The organism is Dyella sp. Tek66A03, assembly GCF_052567735.1.
This window is the reverse complement of sequence record NZ_CP199584.1, coordinates 2838664-2864371: the sequence shown is the minus strand read 5'-3', so window position 1 is coordinate 2864371 and position 25708 is coordinate 2838664. Positions and strand designations below refer to the sequence as shown.

Here is a 25708-nt window from a genome sequence, read left to right as displayed (position 1 = left end):
ACGGAATCCCTTAGGGCCGTGGTCGCAGCAGCGAGCCAAACGTGAGGTAGACCGCGCTATGTCCACCATCGGCATAGCCGTAGCCGAGAAATACCGGTCCCAACGGTGATTGCAGTCCCACGAAGATGCTGCCCGCGTAGATCAGCGAGTCCAGCCTCACGTTGTCTTTGTTATGCCAGGTATTGCCGGCCTCAAGGCTGCCACCCACATAGAAGGGGGTCGAGAAAATGGCATCCATCGCGCCCGTGCGACGATAGACGACGGCCCGGAACAGCGCGCTCTGGTTGCCGTAGAGCGCGCGTTCGGCATAGCCGGAGAGATTGAGGAAGCCACCCAGGAAGTCCTGCGTTTCAAAGAAGTTGGTGTTGTCGACCGCACTGGACAGACGCATGCCCAGCAGCAGGTGATAGCGACTCTCCGGCGACCAGAAGCGGGGCACCCAATCGGCGGTCAGGCGTGCGACGTCGCCGCTGACCTGGCCGCCCAGGACGGTGCGATACATCTCGTAGCCCAGTTGCAGATGGGCGCCCTGGGTCGGAAATTGCGCGCTGTCCAGGCTGTCCCAATCCAGCCCGAGCTTGAACATCGAATAATCGGACGACTGGTTGGGAAAGTCGGTGGGGCTGCCGACGGTCAGGTTGACCTTATCGCGTCCGCGGGTGAAAGCCGCGAGGAGTCGCCAGTAGCTGGCGGGTGACCAGCCGGTTTCCAGCCCGAGTTGGGTGCGTCGAATGCGGTAGTCCGCCAGTTGGCTGCTGCCGCTGCTGTCATATACGGGTAGATCCTCGTTGCGCAGCATGGCAAAAGGTTTTACGTACGTGGTCGCGTTCTGCCCCAGGGGTTGGTAGAACTCGGTGGCGAGGCCGCCAATGCGTCCGCCCCAGAGTGTGCTGCGCCATTCGGCGCCGTAGCGGTTGATGTTGGTGGCGTTGATTTCTCCCGAGACCAGGTACTGGCTGTTGCCGTTGAAGTCGTTGTCGAGCTGCAGTCCCACTCTGCCGTAGATCGGTCCCCACGGTTTATCCGCGGGAATGATCAGCAGGCCGCGCTGCCCGTCTTCCTGCTGCAATCGATAGTCGATCTGCTGGTAGTGCCCGTAGCCATAGACGTTGCCAATCTGCTTCTCGAGCCGATCGGCGTCATACGGCTTGCCGACCTCGGAGGGCATGCTGTTCTTGATGAACGGCGCCGTTTGCGTGTTCGTCCCATCGACCTTCAGAAAGGCGATCAAGGCCGGATCAAACTCGCGCCGGCGATGGCGGGCCTCGAACGCCTGCCAGTCTTCCGGCGAGGCGGCCAGTGCGCGCAGGCGCGGTACCACGGCTTCCGCGGCTGCCTGGCCAATCGCGATGGCCTCGGCGCCACGATTGAACTGCGCGGCGGTGATGTCGCCCAGGGCAGGGCGGATGAGGATGTCGTCCGGCGTCAGCGTGGCCAGCTGGCGCTGGGTTTTTTCATCCATCAGCGCGCTCACCATCTGGCTGAGCAGGGCCACGGGGTTGGTAAGATCTTCTTCCTTGGAAAGCGGCGAGCCAACATCAATAACGATAAGCCGCTGCGCGCCCATCTGGCGTATGACATCGATCGGCACGTTGTCCATCACGCCGCCATCGACCAAGAGTTGGCCGTCGACGTTGACGGGTGCGAAGGCGCCAGGCACCGACATGCTGGAACGGATGGCCAAAGGCAGCTCGCCGCTGCCGAACACCACCGGTTTGCCGGCGACGATGTCGGTGGCTACGGCGCGGAAAGGAATGGGTAGCTGGTCAAAATCGTGGACATCCCAGGTGGAAATGAGCAGCCGGCGTAGCAGGAGCAAGAGTTTCTGCCCCTGCACGAAGCCCACGGGCGTGATGATTCGTCCATTTCGATAGCCGACTTCGAAGTTCAGCAGGTAACGATAGTCTGCGTCTTTGCGACGCATGGGCATCTCCACGCGTGCAGGTTCGTCGGACAAAACATCTTTCCAATCCAGCGTGGTGACGATGTGCGACATTTCTTCCGGGCTGTAGCCGGCGGCGTAGAGCCCACCCACGATGGCTCCCATGCTGGTGCCCGAGACGCGGCAAATGGGTATGTGTTCGCGTTCGAGCACTTGCAGAACGCCGATATGGGCGGCGCCGCGCGCACCACCACCGCCGAGTACAAGGCCGATGCACCCGGGTTCTGGCGGCGGTCGCGCAGGCGTCGATTGCGCGCGGCCCATAGACGGCCAGATCGCAGCCCATACGGCGATCCCTAGCAAGCATGATCGTATGCGCATCAGCAGCACTTTCCGGCCTGGTTGACGGTCGCGTGAACAGGTTTGGCTCGACGTACGCTGTGGGTGGCAGTCTGGCCGCAATGGCGCGGTTTTGGCAGCGAAGAAGCACGGTCTAAATCTGCGTATTTCTACTTAGGCAAGGCTTGACCCAAGTCTTCGCTCGTCATGCCAGCGGCTCTCCAGTGCCGAAGGTTAGTCAAGCGGGAGTCGGGCGCTTTCCGTACGTTGCGAGGCCGTTGGATGACCCGCTTGGCGTGCTGCGATGGCCGACATCGCTGGCCGGCGAAACATGCCGGAAATACCGATGATTTGTGGGTAATTCTACGTGCAGGTGACTCGTTTCACAGGCTTAGAAATATTCCGTAAGTATCGGAAAAAACGCATCTATTTCTAACTCGTCTGCTTGTCTGCAAGCGCAGAGATCATCGGGTCTTCACGTGCCTGGTTCTATGAAAGACGGCGGGGAGACTTGGCTAAGCGCCACGCCATGATGCCGTGGTGCTGGGGGGATGAATGCTTCGTAGCAAAGCAAAGGGAGTCTCTCCCCAGCTCGCGAGAGGGGTCTTGCTGTTCGCGGGGAGCTTTGCGGCGCAGCTGATTTCCGCCGTGTTATGGAGCCAAGAAAGCGACGCACCGATGGTGTGGTTTACCGGCGGCGTGCTGCTCGCGGCGCTGCTCGGTCAGGAGAGGCAGTACTGGCTCGCTTGCGTCGTGGGTTGGGTAGTAGGACTGCTGGCGTCATTGGTGGTTTTCCCCTCATCCCTGATTAACCTCGCCGTGGTGACGTTGCCGCTGGTCGCCTTGATCCTGGCGGCGGCCTGGGTCTTGCGACGCGTGTGCCCCGGGCGCCGCATCGACGACTTCGGCAGACTCGCAGCGTTCTTCGCGATAGGCGGGTTTGCGTTGCCACTGTTTTCCGCCATCGTCATCGTCGCTCTGCAGCAGTACCTGATCTCTGGCGTAGCAAGCTCGCTGCACAGCTGGATGCATGTGGCGCTGGCCAGCGCGCTGGGCTACGTCCTGCTGGTACCAGCCTTGATCAGTCTGTCGGATCCGAAATCCATCATCCGCAAGGAAGGGGTGCCTGGGTGGCTGGTGATGGTGACCGCGACGGGCGCGCTCGCCCTGTTATGGCTGGCATGGCGCCTTTATGGACATGCCCCCCTGGTGCGGCCGCTGTTGCTGCTGCTGCCACTGACCATGGTGATATTCGCGGCCTTGCGCACGCAGATACCGGGAACCAGCGTGGCCATCCTGTTGTTCGGGGTCGTCGCCATGCAGATCAGCCTGGAAGGACATGGGCCATTTCTGGGGACGGATATGGCGACCACCACGCTCAGCGTGCAGTTGTGGACGCTGGGGATGTCGCTTGCCGGCCTGTTCCTCGCGGCTTTGGTCGAGCAGCGACGCGTGACACAACGTGAGCTGCTCGACAGCAGCGGTCAGATACGCGAGCTGGCTGGCCGCTTGATCGTTGCCCAGGAACAGGAAAGGGCGCGCATTGCACGCGATTTGCACGACGACATCAATCAGCGGCTGGCCCTGGCATCGATCCAGCTGAGCGCCATTCGGCGAAAGGTCGATAAGGAGAGCCAGGAGGACATCAGCCAGCTGCAGCATGAGCTGATCGCACTGTCCGATGATGTGCGACATCTTTCACACGAACTTCATCCCAGCATGCTTAGTCATACTGGCTTGACGGCTGCGCTGGCCGAGCTATGTCACGCGCAGCGCCAGCGCAACGGACCGAGAGTCGACCTGAGGGTTTCCCCGCACGTCGGTCAGCTTTCGCAGGACGTGGCGCTGTGTCTGTATCGGGTGACGCAGGAGGCTTTGAGTAACGCTGTGCGTCACGCCCACGCTCAGCGCATCAGTGTTGCGGTGGATATGAACGTTACGCATGTTGAGCTGGACGTCATGGACGATGGCAATGGTTTCGAACTGTCCGGCGACCACGGTGGAGAGACGGCCAAAGGACTTGGCCTCTTGAGCATGGATGAGCGAGTCAGGTCACTGGATGGTGAGCTTCATTTGATGTCGACACTAGGGAGAGGGACGCAACTATGCATTCGTATTCCGTTACGGCATCCAGAGGTATCCGTCCCAGGCTGATCATTGCGGATGATCACCGCATGGTGGCCGAGGGTATTCAACGAATTCTCGGTGATGATTTCGAACTGTTGGAGATGGAGTCCGACGGCGATGCGTTATTCGAGGCAGTCTGCCGCTTGAGGCCCGATCTGGTGGTCACCGATATCAACATGCCAGGCACCAATGGCCTGGATGTGCTGAAGCGGCTGCGGCAGCAGGGCGACCGGACGATTTTCGTTTTTCTGACCATGCATGCGGAACCCGCGCTGGCGGCATCCGCCATGCGCGCGGGCGCCAGTGCCTATGTGCTCAAGAATGCGGCCGGCGAGGACCTGCTTACGGCAGCCCACCAGGTGCTTGCTGGCGGAACGTACGTGACGCCATCGCTGGGGGCACATTTCATCAGTAGCCACATACAGGACCTGCAACAGTTCACGGCCAAGCAGCGCGAGGTCCTGCGACTGGTGGGCTGTGGTATGCGCTCCAAGCAGATCGCGGATGAGTTGAAGTTGTCCGTGCGCACGGTCGAGGCGCACAAGTACGTGATGATGCAGATACTCGGCGTGCATTCCACCATGGAGCTGGTTAGGCGCTCGGAGGAGCTGGGTCTTCTGCTCTGAGACAGCTTTTAGCGCGCAGTTACTTACGCGGGCGGCGTAATTCTACTTAGTCTAAACATGGTTCATTTTCGCTAGGAATTTGGCAAGAACTCGCGGATGCTCACGCTATAACGACCGATAGCGTGGGCAACGGCATGAGTCGAGCCACGATCATCCTGGCGGAAGACCACCCGCCCATCGCCGAGCAGATGCGACACCTGCTTGCGGAGGCGTTTGACGTGCTCGCGGTAGTCGGACATGGCGAGGCCCTGGTCAAGGCGGCGACGCGCCTGCATCCCGATGTAGTGGTCACCGATATCAGCATGCCGGGCATGGATGGCATGCAGGCCGCGCGCGAGCTGATCAGCGAGCGTCCAACCCTCGCCATCGTCTTCGTGACGGTGCACGATGACCCGGCCCTGGTGCGCAAGGCGCTCGATATCGGGCGAGGCTACGTGCTCAAGGCATCAGCGGGCGAGGAACTGGTGGTCGCGGTCCAGAGCGTACTCAATGGCGGGAGCTTCGTTTCCCCTTCGCTGGGACCGATCGACGGTATGTCTTGAACGGGTGCCCTTCGCCAGGGTAATCACCGGTGGCCGAATAGTCTTACTGAAGCAAAACGGCCCTCGCTGACGAGGGCCGTTTTGAAGGTTATTGACGAGCGTCTTCCAATGGAGCGGTTATTTGAGAATCAACTCCCGCGTCAGCAGGCTACCCTGAAGCTCACGCATCGACTCACGGTCCATGGCGGCTTTGTCCCGCGCATCCATGGGTCCTAACGTTTTGGTGGCGATGGCGTCGGCCTCATCGATTCGATCGAGCGCCGCCATGTTCGGGTAGGTGATCGTCAATACCAGATCAGCGTCCTGCGGCGTGCGCGCTTCCTCGCTGTAAATCGCGTAAGTGGTGATCAGGCCGGCCTTCTTCAGTGCTTCCATTTGTGACTTATAAGGGCCGGCCAGGTATTTCATGTAATTATTTAATTGGCCGGGCTTGACCTTGACGAAGCTGACCCTTGTTACGTGGCCCTCTTTATAGGGCTTGGCGTCTTGGGCGTATGCCGAGCCGACGGCGGCGAAAATCAGCAGCGACATGAAAAGCATGATGATGCGCTTCACGGGTTATCTCCTCGGGTGAAAGAGCTGGTGATTTTCACGCTACGCGCAGCATTTTTAGGCGTCAACTACGAAAATTCATGATATGCGGTGTGGTTGCGTCTGTATGTTTCAAACTTGAAGCAATAAAGCCCAATGGGGCTGCTTAATCATTAAAGAGTGTCGCAGTCCTTAAGCTAATAGGGTCGAGATGTAACGCCACTGATACAGCCAATAAACAAGCCGTCGCCCGCGAGCGACCCGCGGGCATATGCTCGGTCGGCAGGCCAGGAACCTTCAGCCCTGAGGTATTCCCGTCATCTCGGGCAGATGATGCGCGATCCCCTTATGGCAATCGATGCAGGTCTTCTCGCCCGTACCCAGCCAGCGCTTGTGAATCTGCGCCGCACGCGTTGACTGCCGCGTGAGGTCCATCGACGCGTAGTTGTGGCAGTTTCGACATTCGAGCGAATCGTTTGCCTTCAGGCGTGCCCATTCGTGTTCGGCTAGTACCAGCCGGTGGTCGAGAAACTTCTCGCGCGTATCCACGGTGCCGAACACTTTGCCCCAGACCTCTTTGGAGGCCTGCATCTTGCGCGCGATCTTGTCGGTCCAGTTGTGCGGCACATGGCAATCGGGGCAGGTGGCGCGCACACCCGAACGGTTGCTGTAGTGGATGGTGGTTTTGAGTTCCTCGAACACGTTGTCGCGCATCTCGTGGCATCCGGTGCAGAACGCCTCGGTGTTGGTTGCTTCAAGCGCGGTATTGAATGCTCCCCAGAAAACCACGCCCGCGATGAAACCGCCCAGGGTGAGGAAACCGAGGCTGTAGTGCACGCTCGGCTTGCGCAGGATGCGCCAGAACAGCGCCAGCCATGACTTGATCCTTGGCCACATCGTCAGTTCCCCTTGGATTCGGAGAGCACGGCGTCGATGTCCTTGAACGTGTTGGCGACCAAGGGCTTGGCGTCGGTCTGCACGACGTGGCACTGATTGCAGAAATATCGACGTGGCGAGATGGTGGCGAGGAACTGGTCATTGCGATCCATGTAATGGGTGACGCTGACCGGTGGCGCCTGGAACTTGTCCGCATTGGCGCGCGCGTGACAGAGCAGGCAGCGATTCGAATTCCTGTCGATCTGGTAGTTGTCGATCGCGTGGGGAATGGTCGGCGGCTGCATGGGGTAGGCGCGGTTGCGCCGAATATCCGTGTTCTCGACCCGCGCCATCGGTGGCGGTGGACCCTCTTCGCTGATCGGTATGCCGCGGCGTAAGGCATCGATCTGCTGGCCGTGCGGCGCTGGCTCGGCCGTCGAGGGCGGTGCTGCCGATGCCGGCATGCCGACCATGGCGTGCGATCCCGCCTTGCCATGTCCGAGCTTTTCGCCGGCCACAAAGGCTACAGCGGCCGCCACCAGCACGACCACGCCAGCAATGACCATGAGAGGCTTGTCGCGCATGTCCGTGTCCTCCTAGACCGCCATCACCTTAACCGCGCATTTTTTGTAGTCGGTCTGCTTGGAGATCGGGTCGGTCGCATCCAGCGTGACCTTGTTGATCAGTTGGCCAGCGTCGAACCAGGGCACGAACACCATGCCGCGTGGCATCCGGTTGCGCCCCCGCGTCTCGATGCGCGAACGCATTTCGCCGCGGCGCGAGACCACCCGAACCTCGTCACCGCGCTTGAAGCCGCGAGACGTGGCGTCGTCCGGATGCATGAACACGACTGCCTGGGGGAAACTCCGGTACAGCTCGGGTACGCGCATGGTCATCGAGCCCGAGTGCCAATGCTCGAGCACGCGGCCTGTCGACAACCACAAGTCGTATTCCGCATCGGGCATCTCCGCCGGAGGCTCATAGGGCAGGGCCCAGATCACGGCGCGTCCGTCGGGGTTGCCGTAGAACTGGAACCCGGCGCCTGCCTTGACGTAGGGGTCGGTTCCCTCGCGATAGCGCCAGCGCGTCTCCTTGCCATCGACGACCGGCCAGCGCAGTCCGCGTGCCTGGTGGTACGCGTCGAAGTCGGCGAGATCATGGCCGTGGCCACGGCCAAACTCGGCATATTCCTCGAACAGGCCTTTCTGCACGTAGAAGCCGAACGCAGCGGACTCGTCGTTCTGGTAGCCCGCTTCGATCTGCGATACCGGGAAGCGATCCACCTTGCCATTCCGATACAGCACGTCGAACAGGGTCTTGCCCTTGAACTGAGGGTTGGCGGCCAGCGTTTCCGCTGGCCAGCATTCGTCGGTGGTAAAGCGCTTGGAAAATTCCATCAGCTGCCATAGGTCCGAGTGGGCATCTCCCGGTGCCTTGACCAGCTGATGCCAGAACTGCGTACGCCGCTCGGCGTTGCCGTAGGCACCTTCCTTTTCGACCCACATCGCGGCGGGCAGGATCAGGTCGGCGGCCTGCGCAGTGACGGTGGGATAGGCGTCCGAGACGACGATGAAGTTCCGTGGATCGCGATAACCTGGATAGGTCTCCTGCATCAGGTTCGCGCCGGCCTGCATATTGTTATTGACCTGCACCCAGTAGGCGTTGAGCAAGCCATCGTGGAGTTTGCGGTTTTGCTCGACCGCGTGGAAGCCAGGCTTGGGCTGAATGATGCCTTGCGGAATCGCCCAGATCTCTTCCGCGTGTTTGCGGTGCTCCGGATTGGTCACCACCATGTCGGCCGGCAGGCGATGGCTGAAGGTGCCGACTTCGCGCGTGGTGCCGCATGCGGAAGGTTGTCCGGTCAGCGAGAACGGGCTATTGCCCGGCGTGGCGATCTTGCCGGTCAGCAGATGCAGGTTGTAGACCATGTTGTTGGCCCATACGCCGCGCGTGTGCTGGTTGAAGCCCATGGTCCAGAACGACACCACCTTGATCTTGGGATCGGCATAGAGCTCGGCCAGCTTCTCCAGCCAGCCACGCTCCACCCCCGTCATCGCTACGGCCTTCTCGATCGTATAGGGCGCGACGAAGGCGGCGAACTGATCGAAGTCGATGGCTTCGCCGCCACCGGGGTCCTTCGCGTTCTTGGCTTTCAACTCAAGCGGGTTGTCGGCGCGCAGGCCATAGCCAATATCGGTATTGCCCTGTTTGAAGCTGGTGTGCTGGTTGACGAAATCCTTGTTGACCCGGCCGGTCTTGATGATGTGGTTGGCGATGTAATTGAGGATGACCAGATCCGTCTGCGGCTTGAACACGATCGGTATGTCGGCCAGCTCGAAGCTGCGGTGCTCGAAGGTGGACAGCACCGCCACCTTGACCTGTGGATTGGACAGGCGGTGATCGGTGACGCGCGTCCACAGGATCGGATGCATCTCCGCCATGTTGGAGCCCCACAACACGAACGCGTCGGTCGCTTCGATGTCGTCGTAGCAGCCCATGGGTTCGTCCATGCCGAACGTGCGCATGAACCCCATCACGGCCGACGCCATGCAGTGGCGTGCGTTCGGATCGAGGTTGTTGCTGCGAAAGCCGGCCTTGAACAGCTTGTTGGCGGCGTAGCCTTCCCAGATCGTCCATTGACCGGAACCGAACATGCCGACCGCTTCGGGCCCCTTTTCCTTCAGCACGCGCTTGAATTGGGCGGCCATCACATCGAAGGCTTCGTCCCACGATACCGGCGTGAATTCGCCGTTCTTCGCGTAGACACCATCCTTCTTGCGCAGCAGGGGCTGGGTCAGGCGGTCCGCGCCGTACATGATCTTGGACAGGAAATAGCCCTTGACGCAGTTGAGCCCGCGGTTGACCTCGGCAAGTTCATCGCCGTGGGTGGCCACTACACGGCCATTCTTCACGGCGACGTTGACGCCGCAACCGGTGCCGCAGAAGCGGCAGGGCGCCTTGCTCCATTTGAGCTGGGTGAGGTCGCCTTCAAGCAGCACGTTGGTCGCCGCGGCCGGCAGCGCCAGCCCCGCCACATTGGCCGCGATGGCCACGGCGGTGTCGCGGATGAATTCCCGTCGCGTCATGCTCATGTGTCGACTCCTTGGCTCGACAAGCCGGGCGCCATCGGCTCGTTCAGCTCGTCAAGCGATTCCATGTGGTGATAGATCAATGACACGTTCAGTACGCCGGGCACGGCCTGCAGCGCATCGATGTAGTCCATCAGCGTGCTTTGATTCTCGGTTTCGCACAGAATGACGCAGCGGCAATCGCCGCTCACCGCAATTTCAATCTCGGCATGCGCCTCCACCAGCGCCTTGATCGCCGGCATCGCCTCATGACGATGCAAGAGCACGAGGCTGGAAATGTGCTGTTCGCCGTTCATGGCGCGACACCCGCCTGGGTTCGGCACCGCATCCGGTGCGAACGTAGCTTCGGTGCAACCGGCGTTGCGCTGGCGGGTGCGTAGGAAGAGGTGTCGGCAAACATCGTCAACTCCCCGGCGGGCCGTTGAGCATTTGCCAGATCCATACCGCGAATCCATAGGAAACGACGATCGACACGGCCAGGATGGGGAACAAGGCCACGGTCAGCAAGAGGAAGGCCGTCAGCTCCTGGCGCTTGGAACTTGTCTCGGGTGACGCTTCCATCTGGACCTCGGCGAGGCAGAAAGGACGTACCTGGAGCAGTCGCGCAAGTCTAGCATCGTCGCGGCGTAGCGTTCCCTCGATCCATTTGTCGCGGACGCCTGAAGCGTGTCCAGCCGGTTCGATATAGAGTGCGGCTAACGCGCCAGTGGTGCGTGAAAGTCATGTGAATCGCATCCAGCGAGGACGATTGATGTCGATCAAGATGGTGACGACGTATCGAAGTGCATGGCTGGCCCTGGGCGGTTTGCTGGCGTTTGCCGTGTGCGCCGCGGAGCCGCCGCCTGCACGCGGGCAGGCAGTAAGTCTGCTGCTGCCAGGCAAGGCGGCGCTGACGCTCGACGCATCCGCGCTCGCCGCCATGCCGCATATCAACGTCCGTGCAGCAACGCACGATGAGCCGCCCAGCGATTGGCGCGGTATAGCCTTGCGGGACATCCTGCTGCGTGCGGGAGCGCCGCTCGACAAGCCGCTACGGGGCAGGGCGCTGGCGAACTTCGTGCGAGTGACGGCGACCGACCATTACCAGGTCGTGTTCGGCCTCGCCGACCTCGACCCGTCGCTGGGCAACACGCAGGTCATCCTGGCGGACCAACGCGACGGCAAACCGCTAGCCGGAGACGGACCCTTTCGACTGGTGGTTGGCGGCGACCAGCGTCCCGCACGCTGAGTTCGCAACGTGGCTTCCATCGAGACGGTCGATGGCTCGACCTCGGACAAGCCCTGATCAGTCGGTGTTAAGCGGCGGCATGTCCGTGAACTTGGCATGCAATCGTCCATGGACAGCCATCAAACGCTTAGCCCGACTATGTGCTGCGTTGCGTCAGCAATGCACCAAATAGCGGTCGATCGTCAGTCGATCAATCGTTGCCATCGCGTGAAAGTTGTTAACTTTCTTGAACCAAAATCTAACTGACCCCGCATGCTTCGGTGGCTAAAGACAGCCGCGGTTCATTCGCTTCCAACTATTTCTTTATGCGTTCGGCGCTGACGCAGCGCATCAATCAGGAACCGTCGTGCAGACGATTCGCGGCACGTAAGCCTTCTGCTTGCCGAACCTAAATTTCGCTGTGCCATCTCGCCTGAGATGTGCTCTCTCTCTTTCGCCCCGCTTCGGCGCATGGGCGTAGGCGTCTGCATGACCTCATCAACAGAGGCGAACTGTCTTGAATACTCGGTTACTTCCTACTGAACCGTTACGCCAGCCTCCCGCATTGCCACCCCGCGCAGTCAAGCCCGACAAGAAGTCGCCGCTCGCCTTCGTGCCACGCCTCGCGGGCTACGCGTTCATGGCCTTCGTGGCATGGCTACTTGTATCCACGCTATTGGAGCCCTGGGTCTCCACCAATGCCACGCGCGCCGTCCTCAATGCACCGGCGATCCTGATCACCACGCCGATCAGCGGTACGGTCAGTGCCCAGTACGCGCAAAACGGGCAACCGATTGCGCCTGGTCAAACCATCGCCGTGGTGAAGAACAACACCGTGGCGCGAGATGCATTGACCACGCTGCTGACCCAACGCCTCGAGCTGCAAAGCCACCTGGACGACCTCAACAGCCGTCTTCAGTCCGACCAGCACATGCTCGACTACACCAGCGGGGAGTATGAGAAATACCAGCAGGCAAGCGTGGCCCAGCTCAAAGGTTCCTACGCCTCCTTGCAAGCTCAGCAGGATGCGACCAACACCAAACTGGAAGCGCTCGACGCCAAGTACGTGCGCGCCATGGCCCTGGAGCACGACGGTGCGGTCAGCGCGGCCACGGTAGCTGCCGCGCGTTCCGAAGCCGATGCCGCACGTAGCGAAGCCGACGCCCTGGACAAGAACGCAGAAAGCGTGAGCGCAGGCATCGCCGCCGCGAAAAAGGGGGTGTACGTCTCCGCTGGCCAGGACAGTAACGGCCAGTTGCCGCAGTTGACGCAGCGTCGGGCCGATCTGCAGAACAGCATCAAGGATGAGCAGGCACAGATCGACGCGCAGAATAACCAGCTGAACAATCTCAATGAGCTGATTGCCCATGAGCAATACCGCGTGCAGGCCCTCTCTGACTATGCCGTCAAAGCCTATGCACCGGGTACGGCGCAAGAAGTCGTCGCTCCGATTGGCACGCAAGTGGCGGCAGGCGCGACCCTGGTGCGTGCCACCGACTGTCGTAAAACCGATGTCGTCGCGGTGTTCCCCGCCCGTATGAGCCCGCGCCTGAATATCGGCACTGAACTGCACGTACGGGTTGATGAAACCAGCCGGCCACGCAACGCGCACATCACGCAACTGCTGCCCAAGGCCACCGAATCCCTGCAAAATAGTTACAGCGCACCTTTCCCCTACGCCGAGGACGGCTCCGTCTACGCACTCGCCCAATGGGACAACGAGAGCCCTGCCGATAGCGCACCGCGATCCTGCACGCCCGGTCGCAGCGTGATGGCGAGCTTGCGTTGATGTGCCATCGAAGGAGATCCGTATGTCCATGCGATCGCGTCATCTTGCAAGCATCTGCCTGACCTTAACGATGTTTGCATCCGCTCATGCAAACACCGTCGACCCGCTACAGCAGCAGCTTGCCGACAACACTTGCGCAACCTTGCGTTCGGCGGCTGCAGCGGTGCCAGGCAGCGGCCCCATGCTGCTGCCGAGTTACCCGACCCTGAAGCAGGGCGATGACGCGACGCGGGCGCTGCAAAACGTGGCCTTCGTCTACGACAACGCCCTTGCCGGCATCGCCCTCACAGCTTGCGGAGACCCCGGCCAGGCGCGTCGCATCGCCGATGCCTTGCTGCTTGCCGCCGCCCACGATCCGGGCTTCAAGGATGGCCGCCTGCGCAATGCTTACCGGGCAGGGCCCGTTGACGCCGATAAGGTCGAGCTGCCGGGCTACTGGCAGAGTCAGGGCAACTACTGGAGTCAGGATCCTTACCAGGTGGGCACGTCCGTCGGCAATGTGGCGTGGGCTGCCTTGCTGATGCTGTCCGTCTATGACAGCAGCCACGATCATCGCTATCTGGATGCCGCCGTCGCACAGCTGCACTGGATCCAGGCCCATGCCACCGGCACGACGCCACCCTCGGGTTATGAGGGCGGGCTGTTTGGCTATGACAACGCGCAGCGCGCGCAGCACTGGAAAGCCACCGAGCACAATATCGATGTCTATGCGGCTGCCACCTGGGCGGGTCGTGACAGCGGCGACCCGGCGCTTGCGCAACAGGCAAAACTCGCGGGCAGCTTCGTCAGCGCGATGTGGGATGACGCCCAGCATCGCTTCCTGGTCGGCACTCTGGACGATGGCAAGACGCTCAACCGCGACAAGTCCGGGATCGATGCCCAGCTCTGGCCGCTGCTTGCGTTCAATACCCATCCCGCCCAGTGGAACCAGGTGTGGTCGTGGGTCGATACGCAGCATCGCTACGGCGATGGCTACGGCTATCGCCGTCAGCCTGATGGGATGTGGACCGAAGGCACCGCGCAGGCCGCCGCCGGGCTGCAGGCCAGCGGCAAGCCGGTGCCTGGCACGGTGTGGCAATTGCTCGCCGCGCAACGCAGCGACAACGGCATGCTCTACGCCACCCCGCAAGCGCGGATTGGCACCGACTTCGCGATTGGTCCGACTTCAACGCACGCGGATTTCTTCTACTACCACCTGCCTCATCTGGGCGCGACCGCCTGGGCTGCGCTGGCAGCCAAGGCTTGGAATCCCTTCACCGGGCTCCCGATCAAACGCACGGAGAACATGCCATGAGCCTGCCGGTCGATCAGGTCGAGCTGCTGCAATTGCTCGGGCTTACCCTGCTGTTTGGTGTTGGCATGGCGCGCTTCGCCAACCCGCAGCGGGCGCTCGATCGACTTATCTTTGGCGCTTTCTCCGGCCTCCTGCTGCTGCGCTACGCCCTATGGCGCAGCAGCGAAACCTTGCCTGACCCCAGTCACGGCTTCGCCAGCGTGTGGTCATACGTATTCTTCGCCTTCGAGATGGTTTCCATCGTCTATACGCTGGCGACGATCGTGGTGATGGTACGCCGGCGCGACTCGCGCCCCTCCGCCGACGCCGGTGAGGCGCGACTGCGCGCTGCCGGACGTGATGTACCCGCGGTGGATGTATTCATCGCCACCTACAACGAAGATTTGCAGATCCTTGAAAAAACCATCGTCTCGGCCAAGGCCATCGACTATCCGCATGTGAATGTGTGGGTGCTCGACGATACGCGTCGCGACTGGCTGCGCGACTATTGCGCTCGGATGGGCGTTCATTACGCCCGCCGCCCCGACAACAGCCACGCCAAGGCCGGCAATCTCAACAACGGACTCAAACTATCGGCACAGCAGACCAACGCGCCTTACATCCTAGTGCTGGACGCCGACTTCGCACCACAGAAGAACATTCTCTATCGCATCGTGGGCTTGTTCGCTGACCGAAGGGTGGGCTTGGTACAGACGCCGCAGTTCTACTACAACGCCGATCCGATCCAGCACAACCTGGGTACGACCGATAGCTGGGTGGACGAGCAACGCGTGTTCTTCGATGTGTTCCAGCCGTCGCGCGATGCGTGGGACTCGGCCTTCTGTGTCGGCACCTCGTTCGTGGTGTCGCGCGAGGCGATCACCGAGGCCGGTGGCTTCCCGACCGAGAGTGTGTGCGAAGACATCCATACCACCTACGTGCTGCGCCGGGGCGGCCATATCACCCGTTGGCTCAACGAGCGCCTCTCGGTGGGACTGTCTGCCGAAGGCTTGATCGAATACATCAACCAACGCGGCCGCTGGTGCCTGGGCACCATGCAGGTGGCCTTGTTGAAGGACGGCCCGTTGCGCGGCCGCGGCTATCGCCTGATTGACCGGCTGCACTATCTCCACGGCATGCTGCACTGGATCGGCAAGCCCTTCCTTTTGCTGATGCTGATAGCGCCGGTGCTGTACTGGTACTTCGGCATCGCGGCGTTCTACACCACGCCCGAACAGTTCTTGTATTACGGCGTGCCGGCGCTGGTTGGATTCTGGTTCTATGGCCCGTGGATCACCGATCGCAAGACGCTGCCGATCTTCACCGAGGTGACGCAACTGGTGGCTGCCTACGCGGTGACCATGACCATGCTATCCGCCTGCTTCAAGCCGTTCGGCCGTCCATTCAAGGTCACCGCCAAAGGGCTGGATCGTAGCAAGGTGGTCGTGCACTGGAAGCTCGCCAGTTTCTTCATCGCACTGATGCTATGCCTGATGGCGGGCGCGGTGAACACCGTGCTCACGGCCACCATGAGTGGCGGCATGCTGTTCAACCTGGCGTGGACGTTGTTGGCCCTGGTGCTTAATCTGGCGGCGATCATGGCCTGTGTGGATTTGCCACGACTGCGGCAGGAAGAGCGTTTTCCGTTCCCGCGTACCGCACGCTGGCGGCAGGGCCATCATGTGCAAACCAGCGAATTTATCGATATCTCGCTGGATGGCGCCGCCATGTGCCACAGCCCGGTGATGCCGACCCCAGGCTCGGCGCTGGAGGTATCCGTGCCGGAAGTAGGCTGGGTGCCTGCGCGGGTGACCCGTCTCAGCAAACGCCGCTTGTGCGTGCGCTTCGAGTCCGACGAGGCAACGCGGCATCGCCTGATCAGGCTCATCTTCTGTCACGCCCCGCACAACATCGCCATCAAGGCCCACCCGCTACGCGCTTTCGGCCAACTGATGCGCATGGCCGGTTTTGCCATCTTTCCTCCGCGATGACCCTGGAGATCGCCATGAAACCACTGCTCATTTCTGCAGCCCTTGCCAGCTGCCTGCTGGCCGGCTGCTCGATGGAGCCGACTTATCAGCGGCCCGCGATGCCTGTTCCCGACCGCTTTCCCGCGAACGCGCCAACACCACCGACAGCGGCGGAAGCGCAGGCCGACGCCGTCAGCCCGGACTGGCATCAGTTCTTCAAGGACCCGGTGTTGCAGCGCTTGATCGAGATTGGATTGGGCAACAATCGTGACTTGCGCGTAGCCGCCGCCAACATGGCCGAGGCGCGCGCGAACTATGGGGTTGCACGCGCCAGCCTGTTCCCGGAAATCGATCTGCAAGGCTATGCGGGGCGGCAGCGGCTGCCGGCCCAGTCACAGCAGCCGGCCAACGGCCTGCTCGGCCCGATCCAGAACAACAATACCAAGGCGTCCACCTTCAATACCTTTCAGGTGCAAGCTGGAATGACCAGCTACGAGCTGGATTTCTTCGGCCATCAACGGGCCATTGCCCACGAGTCCGGCAAACTGGCCGAGGCGAGTGCCGCCGACTATGAGGCCGCGCGCATCGCGCTGATCGGCGAGGTGGCCGATGCCTATCTTGCCCTCAATGCAGACCGCGCCTTGCTGCAGCTTGCTCAACAGACCATGGACACGCAAACGCAGCACGCCCAGGTCATGAACAAGGCGTATACCGATGGCGGTGTATCGGAATTTGATATGCGGCGCTCGCAAACCCAAGCGGACGCCGCCCGGGTAGACGTGGAAAATATGCATATCCACATCGCCAAGGACCTCAATGCCATGGCGGTACTCATTGGCCAGCCGCTGCCAGACAATTACAGCGCACCGGGCCCATGGCAGGATCCACTGCTCACCGATGTACCAGCCGGGCTGCCATCGTCGCTGCTCGACCGCCGCCCCGACATCATCGCCGCCGAAGACCGCCTGCGTGCAGCCAATGCCGACATCGGCCGTGCGCGCGCCGCCTTCTTCCCCAATATTGCGCTCACTGCGGTCCTGGGCACGTTGAGCGGCGGCCTTTCCAACCTGTTCGGCGCCGGCTCGTCGGCGTGGAACGGCGCCGTCGCCGGCAGCGTGCCGCTGCTGGACTGGGGCAAGAACAAGAACGGGCTGGCGGCCAGCAAAGCCGGTTACAGCGGCGCCATGGCCACTTATGAAGGTACGGTGCAGGAGGCCTTCCGCGAGGTGGCCGATGCGCTGGCGGTTCGCGACCACATCGTGCCCGAGCTCAAGGCCCAGCAGGCCCTGGTGGACCAGTCACAACGTGTCTTCACGATTTCACAGGTGCGCTTCAAGGAAGGCCTCGACGACTACATCTCCAGCCAGGACGCCCAGCGCTCGCTTTACAACGACCAGCAAAAACTGGTCGGCCTGAAGCTTGACCAGGCCGTGAACCAGGTCAACCTCTACAAGGCTCTGGGCGGCGGCTGGAACCAAGCCGCCAGCGCTAAAGCGACGGCCCTCGTGAGCGATCGTCGGCCGAATCAGTTGGCGTCAGCCGGCGGCACGTCCAATTCCGCCACGGCTTCCTTGGCGAGCGGCCGCATGCCTTCACCGCCTTCGCCGAGGTGAGCTTTCAACTGGCGGCGCATGACCGGGTCCCAGAATCGCTTGAGGTGGTCGCGCACGCTGGTCACCGCCAAGCTGTGATCGGGCTCAACTTCGAAGAAGGTCGCGATGTCGTTCGCCATGGTGACGAGCCGTTCGATGTTCATGTCACTCCTGCCTGGCGACGGGCAGCAGGCGATCGGGATGGCTGTAGACATTGTGGCTGCCGGGGCGCGTAAAGCCCACCAGGGTGATCCCGGCACTGCGCGCCAGCTCGATCGCCAGGGCGGTGGGCGCCGAGATCGCGGCAAGCACGGTGATGCCGGCGCTGGTCGCCTTGGTGACCATTTCGTAGCTGGCGCGGCTGGTGACCAGGGCCAGGCCATCGCCGGGGTCGATGCCGGCGCGACGCATGGCGCCAATCAACTTGTCCAGCGCGTTGTGGCGGCCGACGTCCTCGCGTACCAGCACGATCTCGCCGTCGCGCGTAGCCCAGGCCGCGGCATGTACCGCACCGGTGGCTTCGTTCATCGGTTGCCGTGCGTGCAGTTCCTGTTGCGCGCGTTCCAGCGCATCGCGCGTGACGGTGCGGCCTGCGCCCACCGGCGGGTGTTGCCGGATCGCCTGTTCCAGTTCGCGCGTGCCGCAGATGCCGCAGCCGCTACGCCCGGGCAGCAGGCGTTCGCGCTCGTGACCGATGTGCGCGCCGGAGGCGTCCTCGGCAACCTGCATCGCCAGTTCGATGCCTTCGAGCAGCGCATGCGTGTCCAGCTTGAGCAGTTGCGCCGGGTCGCCGATCAAGCCTTCGCTGAGTGAGAAGCCCAGGGCGAAGTCTTCCAGGTCGTGCGGTGTGGCCATCATCACCGCGAAGGTGGCGCCGTTGTAGACCATGGCGACAGGCACTTCTTCGGCGATGCAGTCGTCTTCGCCGGTGACGCGGCCGTGGCGCCAGCGTTCGACGGGTCGGATCACGAATCCCGCGTGCGGTGCATCGGGTGCCGGCATCATCAGGCGGGCTTCGCCGACGGGTCCAGCAGCCCCTCCTGCGCCTCCGAGAACGCGCGATGGCGCTTTTGCCAATCGGATGGTTGGGTGACCCGGGTCACCTGTACAGCGGTGACCTTGTACTCGGGACAATTGGTGGCCCAGTCGGAGTTCTCGGTGGTGATTACATTGGCGCCGGAGCCGGGGAAGTGGAAGGTGGTGTAGACCACGCCCGGCTGCATGCGCTCGGAGATCATGGCGCGCAGCACCGTATCGCCGGCACGACTGCGGATGCCTACCCAATCGTCTTCGTTGATGCCGCGCTCCTCGGCGTCGTGTGGGTGAAGCTCCAGCCGGTCCTCGTCGTGCCACATCACATTGGCGGTGCGCCGGGTCTGCGCGCCCACGTTGTACTGGCTGAGGATGCGGCCGGTAGTGAGAATCAGCGGATGCTCGGCGTTGACCTTCTCCGTGGTTGGTACGTACTCGGTGAGCATGAAGCGACCCTTGCCGCGCACGAACTCGCCGACATGCATCACGGGCGTGCCAAACGGATGCTCCTCATTGCAGGGCCACTGGATCGAACCCAGCTGGTCGATCTTGTCGAAGCTGACGCCGTGGAAGGTGGGCGTGAGTCGCGCGATCTCGTCCATGATCTCGGTGGCGTGGTTGTAGTTCATGGGGTAGCCCATGGCCTGTGCCAGCAGCTGGGTGATTTCCCAATCGGCGTAACCGCCCTTGGGTTCCATCACTTTGCGCACGCGTGAAATGCGCCGTTCCGCATTGGTGAACGTGCCGTCCTTTTCCAGGAACGAGCTGCCCGGGAGGAAGACATGGGCGTAATTTGCCGTCTCGTTGAGGAACAGGTCCTGCACCACGATGCATTCCATGGCGGTCAGGGCGGCGGTGACATGCTGGGTATCAGGATCGGACTGCGCGATATCCTCGCCCTCGATGTAGAGCCCTTTGAAACTGCCGTCCAGCGCAGCCTCGAACATATTGGGAATGCGCAGGCCCGGCTCGCTCAACAGCGGCACGCCCCATGCCTGCTCAAACGAGTGGCGAACTTCATCGTCGCTGACATGACGATAACCGGGGAACTCATGCGGGAACGAACCCATGTCACACGAGCCCTGCACGTTGTTCTGTCCACGCAACGGATTCACGCCCACGCCTTCGCGACCGATATTGCCGGTCGCCATGGCAAGGTTGGCAATCGCCATCACCGCCGTGGAACCCTGCGCATGTTCGGTGACGCCCAGGCCGTAGTAGATCGCGCCGTTGCCGCCGGTGGCGTACAGCCGCGCTGCGCCGCGCACCACCGCTGCCGGTACGCCGGTAGCGGACTCCATCGCTTCGGGGCTGTATTTCTCCTGCGACACGAAGGCGCGCCACTTGGCGAACGCTTCCGCTTCGCAGCGTTGGGCCACGAAGTCTTCGTCGACGAGGTTCTCGGTGACGATGACATGGGCCAGCGCGTCGAGCACGGCGACATTGGTGCCCGGGCGCAACCGCAGATGGTAGTCAGCCTTGATGTGCGGTGTACGCACCAGGTCGATGCGGCGTGGATCGACCACGATCAGTTTGGCGCCTGCGCGCAGTCGGCGTTTCATCTGCGAGCCGAACACGGGATGGGCATCGGTGGGATTCGCGCCGATCACCAGCACGACGTCGGTGGACTCGATCGAGTCGAAATCCTGCGTGCCTGCCGATTCGCCCATCGTAGCCTTGAGGCCATAGCCGGTGGGCGAATGGCATACGCGTGCGCAGGTATCGACGTTGTTGTTGCCGAAGCCGGCGCGCACCAGCTTTTGCACCAGGTAGGTTTCCTCGTTGGTACAGCGCGAGGAGGTGATGCCGCCCACCGAGTGCTTGCCGTAACTGGCCTGCAGCCGCTTGAATTCGCTGGCGACATGGGCCACAGCTTCATCCCAGCTGACCACGCGCCAGGGATCGGAGATCTTGGCGCGAATCATCGGCGTGGTGATCCGATCGGGATGCGTCGCGTAGCCGATCGCAAAACGTCCCTTGACGCAGGAGTGGCCGTGATTGGCGTGGCCATCCTTGTTCGGCACCATGCGCACGACTTGCTGGCCCTTCATCTCGGCGCGGAAGCTGCAGCCGACGCCGCAATACGCGCAGGTGGTGACGACACTGTGCTCGGCCTGACCTATATCGATCAGCGAGTTCTCCGACAAGGTGGCGGTGGGGCAGGCCTGTACGCAGGCGCCGCAGGAGACGCATTCGGAGTCGAGGAAGCGGTTGTCCTGGCTGGCCGCCACCTTGGACTCGAAACCGCGTCCCTGGATGGTCAGCGCGAACGTGCCCTGTACCTCGTCGCAGGCGCGCACGCAGCGCGAGCAGGCGATGCATTTGGATGGGTCGAAGGTGAAGTAGGGGTTGGATACGTCCTTGGCTGCGAACAGCGGATTGGCGCTGCCGTCCTTGTTTTTGGCGTAGACATGATTGGCGCCGTCGTAGCCGTAGCGCACTTCGCGCAGGCCGACCACGCCAGCCATGTCCTGCAATTCGCAATGGCCGTTGGCGGGGCAGGTAAGGCAATCGAGGGGATGATCGGAGATGTACAACTCCATCACGCCCCGGCGTATCTCGGCGAGCTTCGATGTCTGCGTATGCACTTTCATGCCGGGACTGACCGGCGTGGTGCACGAAGCCGGGTAGCCCTTGCGGCCCTCGATTTCCACCAGGCACAGCCGGCACGAGCCGAAGGCCTCGAGCATGTCGGTGGCGCAGAGCTTGGGGATGCCAATGCCCATCTGCGCGGCGGCGCGCAGCACCGAGGTGCCTTCAGGCACCTGTACGCTACGGCCGTCAATCTCCAGGTCGACCATCGTGGTGGAGGTCGCCTTCGGCGTGCCGTAATCGATCTCGACGATGGACAGCATGACGCGTTACCTCCTCAGTGCACGGCCGTGACGGCGGTGCCTGCGAAATCTTCGTGGAAATGGTCGAGCGCGCTCAACACCGGGAACGGCGCCATGCCACCCAGCGCGCACAAGGAACCGGCGATCATGGTCTGGCAGAGGTCGCGCAGCAGGATCTCGTCGCGTTCACGCTCGATGGCGCTGCCGGTGAGCATGCGATCGATCACTTCGACGCCACGGGTGGAGCCGATGCGACACGGCGTGCATTTGCCGCAGGACTCGATGGCGCAGAACTCCATCGCATAACGCGCCTGTGCCGCCATGTCGACGGTGTCGTCAAAGACCACCACGCCGCCATGACCCAGCATGCCGCCGATCGCGGCAAATGCTTCGTAGTCCATCGGGGTATCGAGCTGCGATGCCGGGATATACGCGCCGAGCGGACCGCCGACCTGCACCGCCCGCAGCGGGCGGCCGCTGGCGGTGCCGCCGCCAAAATCATCGATCAACTCGCGTAGGGTGGTGCCAAAAGCCAGCTCCACCAGACCGGCGCGCTTCAGATTGCCGGCGAGCTGAATCGGCAAGGTGCCGCGCGACTTGCCGGTGCCGTAGTCGCGGTAATAGCCGGCACCCTGATCCAGGATGATCGGAACCGAGGCGAACGTCACCACGTTGTTGATCGCCGTGGGCTTGCCGAACAGGCCTTCGATGGCCGGTAGTGGCGGCTTGAAACGCACTTGTCCGCGCTTGCCTTCCAGCGATTCGAGCAGCGAGGTTTCCTCGCCGCAGATATACGCGCCGCCAGCCATGCGGACTTCCAGATGGAACGCCTTGCCGCTGCCGCAGACGCTGTCGCCGAGAAAGCCGGCCGCTTCGGCGGCGGCCATGGCCGCCAGCAGCGCCCGCTGTGCGTGTGGGTACTCCACGCGTAGATAGATATAGCCACGCGTGGCGCCGACTGCGATGGCGGCGATGGTCATGCCCTCGATCAGCACGAACGGATCGCCTTCCATGATCATGCGATCGGAGAAGGTGCCCGAATCGCCTTCGTCCGCATTGCACACGACGTATTTCTGGTCGGCGGGTGCGTCGAGGCAGGTTTTCCACTTGATGCCGGTGGGAAACGCTGCGCCGCCACGGCCACGCAGTCCGGCATCGAGCACGGTTTGCACGATGTCCTTGCTGCTCACGCGCAGTGCGTTCGCCAGGCCGCGATAGCCGCCGTGAGCGCGGTAATCCTCCAGGCTGCGCGGATCGACAATGCCGACACGGGCGAAGGTCAGGCGCTGCTGGCGCTGCAGGTACGCGATGGATTCGGTTGGTCCAAGCGCGAGTGCGTGCTGGCCCGCCTGCAGGAAGTCCGCATCAAACAGGGCAGGAACATCTTGGGGCTGTACCGGGCCGTAGGCAAAGCGGCCGTCGGCCGTTTCGACTTCCACCAGTGGTTCCAGCCAGTACATGCCGCGCGAACCGTTGCGCACGATGCGCACGTCGGCGCTGCGGCGTGTTGCCTCCGCGGCGATCGCCTTGGCGACAGCCTCGGCGCCGAGCGAGAGTGCGCTGGCGTCGATCGGCACGTAGACGGTGACGCTCATGTTGCCTCCGCTTCGAGCCAGGCGTCGAACCGTTCGGGCGTCATGCGGCCCTTCAGGTCACCATCGATCATCATCGCCGGGGAGCACGCGCAGTTACCGAGGCAATAGACCGGCTCCAGTGTGTAGCTGCCGTCGGCCGTGGTCTGGTGAAAGTCTATGTCCAGTTTCTGCCTGACGTGTTGCTCCAGCGTGACGGCGCCCATCGCCTGGCAGGACTCGGCGCGGCACAGATAGATGAGGTGCCGCCCGGCCGGCTGCTGGCGGAAGAAGTGGTAGAAGCTGATCACCCCGTGCACATCGGCGCGCGACAGGTTCAGCTCGCGGGCGATGAGCGGCACCGCGTCCGCCGGCACGTAGCCCAGCGCGCCCTGCACCCCGTGCAACACGGGGAGCAGGGCGCCGGGCATATCTTTCAGCCGGGCGGTGACTTCCAGTACGGCGGTGCGGATGTGCTCCGGGATCTCCGGCAATACGGTGATGTTTATCGCGCGTTTCATCTTTCCACTGTCCGATCGCCTCTCAAAACAGAGCAGCAGCCTTGGTAAGAGCTATCCATACACCGATCAGGAAGGGAACGCCAACCAGGGCCCAGGCGATGACACCGACCGGGCCGAAGCGGCCGCGAGCCGCTTCCTGTGCGCGTGCTGTGACGGTCGCCGCCTCATGTTGCAAGGATCGTTCATGTTCCAGTTCGGCATCGGTCATCAGTGCGTTTTCCTTGACCGGGCGGATCAGGAAGTTGCTGATCATGCCGATCAGCAACAGCCCCGCGAGGATGTAGAGCGTGCGGTCGTATACCAGGTTCTTGGCAATGCCGGCATCCAACTGGGCCTGGCGCACAGCGGCAATCAGGAACGGACCGGCGATGCCTGCCACCGACCACGCCGTCAGCAGACGCCCGTGGATCGCTCCTACCATCTGGGTGCCGAAGATGTCCGACAGGTAGGCTGGCACCGTCGCGAAGCCGCCGCCGTACATGGTGAGGATGATGCACGCTGCCGCCACGAACATGCCGGCAAGACCCATGTGTCCCAAGGTGGGCAGGCTGCAATACAGCAGGATTCCCAGCGCGAAGAAGATGGAATACGTGGTCTTGCGGCCGATGAAGTCGGAAGTGGATGCCCAGAAGATGCGGCCCAGGCTGTTGAACAGGCTGATCAGGCCAACCAGGCCCGCGGCCGATGCTGCGATCGCGGCTTTCTGCGCGGTCGTCAGTGTGGCTGCGGCATCCAGTCCGAGCAGGCGCCCGCCGAATACATCCTGGAACATCGGGCTGGCCATCGAAATCACGCCGATACCGGCCGTGACGTTCATGCACAGCACCACCCATATCATCCAGAACTGCGGTGTTTTCCAGGCACGGCTCAGATGCACATGACGATGGGTGATCAGCTTGTTCGCCGATTCCGCCGGCGGGGTCCAGCCGAGTGGTCGCCACCCGCTGGGCGGTACGCGGAAACCGAAGGCGCCGGCCGACATCGCAATGAAATAAATCACGCCCATGCACATCAGCGTGCTTGCTACGCCGGGCACGCCTCCCGTGCTGAATTTCGCCATCAGCGCAACCGCGATCGGCGCACCGATCATCGCGCCGCCGCCATAGCCCATGATGGCGAAGCCGGTGGCCAGGCCGCGCCGATCGGGGAACCATTTGATCAGGGTCGAGACGGGCGAGATATATCCCAGGCCCTGGCCGATGCCTCCCAGGACACCGGCACCGAGATAGACCAGCCACAGTTGATGCATCGATACCCCGATGCCGCCCACCACCAGTCCGCCGCCCCAGCACAGTGCGGCGATGAAACCCGCCTTGCGCGGGCCGGCATGTTCCAGCCAGCCGCCCCAGATCGCGGCGGAAATGCCGAGCATGGCGATGAAGGTTTCGAAGATGTGGTTCACCGCGGGCACCGTCCAGTTGCAGGCGGTGCTGAACAGTTGCGCGAAGAAACCGAGATTGGCGCACATGGCCGGATCGGCCTCGGTCACCAGTTTGCTCATCGGCAGCCAGAACACGGAGAAGCCGTAGGCCATGCCGATGCTGAGATGGATGGCCAAGGCCGCAGGCGGCACCAGCCATCGATTGAAACGAGGTCCGGCGATGGTGCGTTCCCTGGACAGTATTCCCGGCGTGCTTCCCTGTGTCGGGTCCAGAACATCTGCTGCAGGTACGCTACTCATAAGCATCACCCCCCGGTATGTAACATGGACGTATGGCCTGGCATCCGGCGCGATAGTCGAGCGCGCGCGCTCGGCGCGCCACTCTACTTAAGTCGAACGCCGGGCTACCCTGTGCACTGAGTTTCACCGCTGGCGATCATCGGGCCTTTGCATCCGGATGGGTTGCTGCACCGCAGCGCAGTGGCTGCGAAAGATGTTCCCTGCCTCTTGCATCGCCGGGCGCGCG

At 62.4% G+C, this 25708-nt stretch carries 21 protein-coding genes; 8 read left to right on the top strand and 13 right to left on the bottom strand.

Annotation, left to right across the window (positions count from 1 at the left end):
• Positions 1 to 10: 10 nt before the first annotated feature.
• A complete protein-coding gene (locus ACT01B_RS12570) occupies positions 11 to 2263 on the bottom strand; it encodes a patatin-like phospholipase family protein (protein WP_445143597.1) in 2253 nt (750 codons plus the stop codon).
• Between the two features lie 564 nt (positions 2264 to 2827).
• On the opposite strand from ACT01B_RS12570, the gene ACT01B_RS12565 reads away from it, so the two are divergent.
• The 3 genes from ACT01B_RS12565 (at position 2828) to ACT01B_RS12555 (ending at position 5516) form a co-directional block, all read left to right on the top strand.
• Positions 2828 to 4375, top strand: a complete 1548-nt coding sequence (locus ACT01B_RS12565) for an MASE1 domain-containing protein (protein ID WP_445143596.1) — start codon at positions 2828 to 2830, stop codon at positions 4373 to 4375.
• 20 nt (positions 4376 to 4395) lie between these two features.
• On the top strand, positions 4396 to 4974 hold the full coding sequence (locus ACT01B_RS12560; protein ID WP_445143595.1) for a response regulator: 579 nt from the start codon (positions 4396 to 4398) through the stop codon (positions 4972 to 4974).
• Between the two features lie 134 nt (positions 4975 to 5108).
• Complete coding sequence (locus ACT01B_RS12555) at positions 5109 to 5516, top strand: response regulator (RefSeq protein WP_445143594.1); 408 nt, start codon at positions 5109 to 5111, stop codon at positions 5514 to 5516.
• A 117-nt stretch (positions 5517 to 5633) separates the two neighbouring features.
• Here ACT01B_RS12555 and ACT01B_RS12550 read toward each other — a convergent pair whose 3' ends face one another.
• The 6 genes from ACT01B_RS12550 to napE all read right to left on the bottom strand — a co-directional run bounded on the left by ACT01B_RS12550 (position 5634) and on the right by napE (position 10573).
• Positions 5634 to 6071, bottom strand: coding sequence for a hypothetical protein (locus ACT01B_RS12550; RefSeq protein WP_445143593.1), 438 nt, complete (start codon positions 6069 to 6071; stop codon positions 5634 to 5636).
• A gap of 273 nt (positions 6072 to 6344) precedes the next feature.
• A complete protein-coding gene (locus ACT01B_RS12545; protein WP_445143592.1) occupies positions 6345 to 6884 on the bottom strand; it encodes a NapC/NirT family cytochrome c in 540 nt (179 codons plus the stop codon).
• A gap of 62 nt (positions 6885 to 6946) precedes the next feature.
• Entirely contained in the window at positions 6947 to 7507 is a 561-nt protein-coding gene (locus ACT01B_RS12540) for a nitrate reductase cytochrome c-type subunit (RefSeq protein ID WP_445143591.1), read from the bottom strand.
• Positions 7508 to 7519: 12 nt separating this feature from the next.
• Positions 7520 to 10015 (bottom strand): periplasmic nitrate reductase subunit alpha, encoded by a 2496-nt coding sequence (napA, locus tag ACT01B_RS12535; protein ID WP_445143590.1) that lies wholly within the window; start codon positions 10013 to 10015, stop codon positions 7520 to 7522.
• Positions 10012 to 10308 carry a chaperone NapD gene (locus tag ACT01B_RS12530; protein WP_445143589.1) on the bottom strand — a complete coding sequence of 99 codons (297 nt, stop codon included), beginning with the start codon at positions 10306 to 10308 and terminating at the stop codon, positions 10012 to 10014. Before ACT01B_RS12530 ends, napA begins: the two co-directional genes overlap by 4 nt.
• Before the next feature lie 106 nt (positions 10309 to 10414).
• Positions 10415 to 10573, bottom strand: coding sequence for a periplasmic nitrate reductase, NapE protein (gene napE, locus ACT01B_RS12525; RefSeq protein WP_445143588.1), 159 nt, complete (start codon positions 10571 to 10573; stop codon positions 10415 to 10417).
• A gap of 190 nt (positions 10574 to 10763) precedes the next feature.
• On the opposite strand from napE, the gene ACT01B_RS12520 reads away from it, so the two are divergent.
• From ACT01B_RS12520 to ACT01B_RS12500, 5 genes are all read left to right on the top strand, one after another.
• The gene (locus tag ACT01B_RS12520; RefSeq protein ID WP_445143587.1) at positions 10764 to 11240 is read left to right on the top strand and encodes a hypothetical protein; all 477 of its coding nucleotides are present in this window, start codon (positions 10764 to 10766) and stop codon (positions 11238 to 11240) included.
• Between the two features lie 496 nt (positions 11241 to 11736).
• Complete coding sequence (locus ACT01B_RS12515) at positions 11737 to 13008, top strand: hypothetical protein (protein WP_445143586.1); 1272 nt, start codon at positions 11737 to 11739, stop codon at positions 13006 to 13008.
• A gap of 22 nt (positions 13009 to 13030) precedes the next feature.
• Positions 13031 to 14302: a hypothetical protein gene (locus ACT01B_RS12510; RefSeq protein WP_445143585.1), complete on the top strand. Its 1272-nt coding sequence runs from the start codon at positions 13031 to 13033 to the stop codon at positions 14300 to 14302.
• On the top strand, positions 14299 to 16272 hold the full coding sequence (locus ACT01B_RS12505) for a glycosyltransferase family 2 protein (RefSeq protein WP_445143584.1): 1974 nt from the start codon (positions 14299 to 14301) through the stop codon (positions 16270 to 16272). Before ACT01B_RS12510 ends, ACT01B_RS12505 begins: the two co-directional genes overlap by 4 nt.
• A 14-nt stretch (positions 16273 to 16286) precedes the next feature.
• Positions 16287 to 17864: an efflux transporter outer membrane subunit gene (locus tag ACT01B_RS12500; protein WP_445143583.1), complete on the top strand. Its 1578-nt coding sequence runs from the start codon at positions 16287 to 16289 to the stop codon at positions 17862 to 17864.
• Here the strand turns inward: ACT01B_RS12500 and ACT01B_RS12495 are convergent.
• Genes ACT01B_RS12495 through ACT01B_RS12470 form a run of 6 tightly spaced genes read right to left on the bottom strand, consistent with a single transcriptional unit; the run spans position 17777 to position 25482 of the window.
• Positions 17777 to 18007 (bottom strand): formate dehydrogenase subunit delta, encoded by a 231-nt coding sequence (locus tag ACT01B_RS12495; RefSeq protein ID WP_445143582.1) that lies wholly within the window; start codon positions 18005 to 18007, stop codon positions 17777 to 17779. The two genes, ACT01B_RS12500 and ACT01B_RS12495, sit on opposite strands and share 88 nt — an antisense overlap.
• 1 nt (position 18008) lies before the next feature.
• Entirely contained in the window at positions 18009 to 18845 is an 837-nt protein-coding gene (gene fdhD, locus ACT01B_RS12490; protein WP_445147479.1) for a formate dehydrogenase accessory sulfurtransferase FdhD, read from the bottom strand.
• 2 nt (positions 18846 to 18847) lie between these two features.
• Complete coding sequence (gene fdhF / locus ACT01B_RS12485) at positions 18848 to 21730, bottom strand: formate dehydrogenase subunit alpha (protein ID WP_445143581.1); 2883 nt, start codon at positions 21728 to 21730, stop codon at positions 18848 to 18850.
• Between the two features lie 14 nt (positions 21731 to 21744).
• The gene (locus ACT01B_RS12480) at positions 21745 to 23304 is read right to left on the bottom strand and encodes a formate dehydrogenase beta subunit (protein WP_445143580.1); all 1560 of its coding nucleotides are present in this window, start codon (positions 23302 to 23304) and stop codon (positions 21745 to 21747) included.
• The gene (locus ACT01B_RS12475) at positions 23301 to 23801 is read right to left on the bottom strand and encodes a formate dehydrogenase subunit gamma (RefSeq protein WP_445143579.1); all 501 of its coding nucleotides are present in this window, start codon (positions 23799 to 23801) and stop codon (positions 23301 to 23303) included. The genes ACT01B_RS12480 and ACT01B_RS12475 overlap by 4 nt, the downstream gene beginning before the upstream one ends.
• A 22-nt stretch (positions 23802 to 23823) precedes the next feature.
• Positions 23824 to 25482 (bottom strand): OFA family MFS transporter, encoded by a 1659-nt coding sequence (locus ACT01B_RS12470; protein ID WP_445143578.1) that lies wholly within the window; start codon positions 25480 to 25482, stop codon positions 23824 to 23826.
• Positions 25483 to 25708: the final 226 nt, after the last annotated feature.

Excerpts from the sequence above, each read along its gene's own strand:
- ACT01B_RS12520 (WP_445143587.1), top strand. The coding sequence starts at position 10,764 with ATGTCGATCAAGATGGTGACGACGTATCGAAGTGCATGGCTGGCCCTG.
- ACT01B_RS12480 (WP_445143580.1), bottom strand. The coding sequence starts at position 23,304 with ATGAGCGTCACCGTCTACGTGCCGATCGACGCCAGCGCACTCTCGCTC.
- napE (WP_445143588.1), bottom strand. The coding sequence starts at position 10,573 with ATGGAAGCGTCACCCGAGACAAGTTCCAAGCGCCAGGAGCTGACGGCC.
- ACT01B_RS12560 (WP_445143595.1), top strand. The coding sequence starts at position 4,396 with ATGGTGGCCGAGGGTATTCAACGAATTCTCGGTGATGATTTCGAACTG.
- ACT01B_RS12470 (WP_445143578.1), bottom strand. The coding sequence starts at position 25,482 with ATGAGTAGCGTACCTGCAGCAGATGTTCTGGACCCGACACAGGGAAGC.
- ACT01B_RS12505 (WP_445143584.1), top strand. The coding sequence starts at position 14,299 with ATGAGCCTGCCGGTCGATCAGGTCGAGCTGCTGCAATTGCTCGGGCTT.
- napA (WP_445143590.1), bottom strand. The coding sequence starts at position 10,015 with ATGAGCATGACGCGACGGGAATTCATCCGCGACACCGCCGTGGCCATC.
- ACT01B_RS12500 (WP_445143583.1), top strand. The coding sequence starts at position 16,287 with ATGAAACCACTGCTCATTTCTGCAGCCCTTGCCAGCTGCCTGCTGGCC.
- ACT01B_RS12555 (WP_445143594.1), top strand. The coding sequence starts at position 5,109 with ATGAGTCGAGCCACGATCATCCTGGCGGAAGACCACCCGCCCATCGCC.
- ACT01B_RS12540 (WP_445143591.1), bottom strand. The coding sequence starts at position 7,507 with ATGCGCGACAAGCCTCTCATGGTCATTGCTGGCGTGGTCGTGCTGGTG.
- ACT01B_RS12570 (WP_445143597.1), bottom strand. The coding sequence starts at position 2,263 with ATGCGCATACGATCATGCTTGCTAGGGATCGCCGTATGGGCTGCGATC.
- ACT01B_RS12475 (WP_445143579.1), bottom strand. The coding sequence starts at position 23,801 with ATGAAACGCGCGATAAACATCACCGTATTGCCGGAGATCCCGGAGCAC.
- ACT01B_RS12495 (WP_445143582.1), bottom strand. The coding sequence starts at position 18,007 with ATGAACATCGAACGGCTCGTCACCATGGCGAACGACATCGCGACCTTC.
- ACT01B_RS12530 (WP_445143589.1), bottom strand. The coding sequence starts at position 10,308 with ATGAACGGCGAACAGCACATTTCCAGCCTCGTGCTCTTGCATCGTCAT.
- ACT01B_RS12510 (WP_445143585.1), top strand. The coding sequence starts at position 13,031 with ATGTCCATGCGATCGCGTCATCTTGCAAGCATCTGCCTGACCTTAACG.
- fdhD (WP_445147479.1), bottom strand. The coding sequence starts at position 18,845 with ATGCCGGCACCCGATGCACCGCACGCGGGATTCGTGATCCGACCCGTC.
- fdhF (WP_445143581.1), bottom strand. The coding sequence starts at position 21,730 with ATGCTGTCCATCGTCGAGATCGATTACGGCACGCCGAAGGCGACCTCC.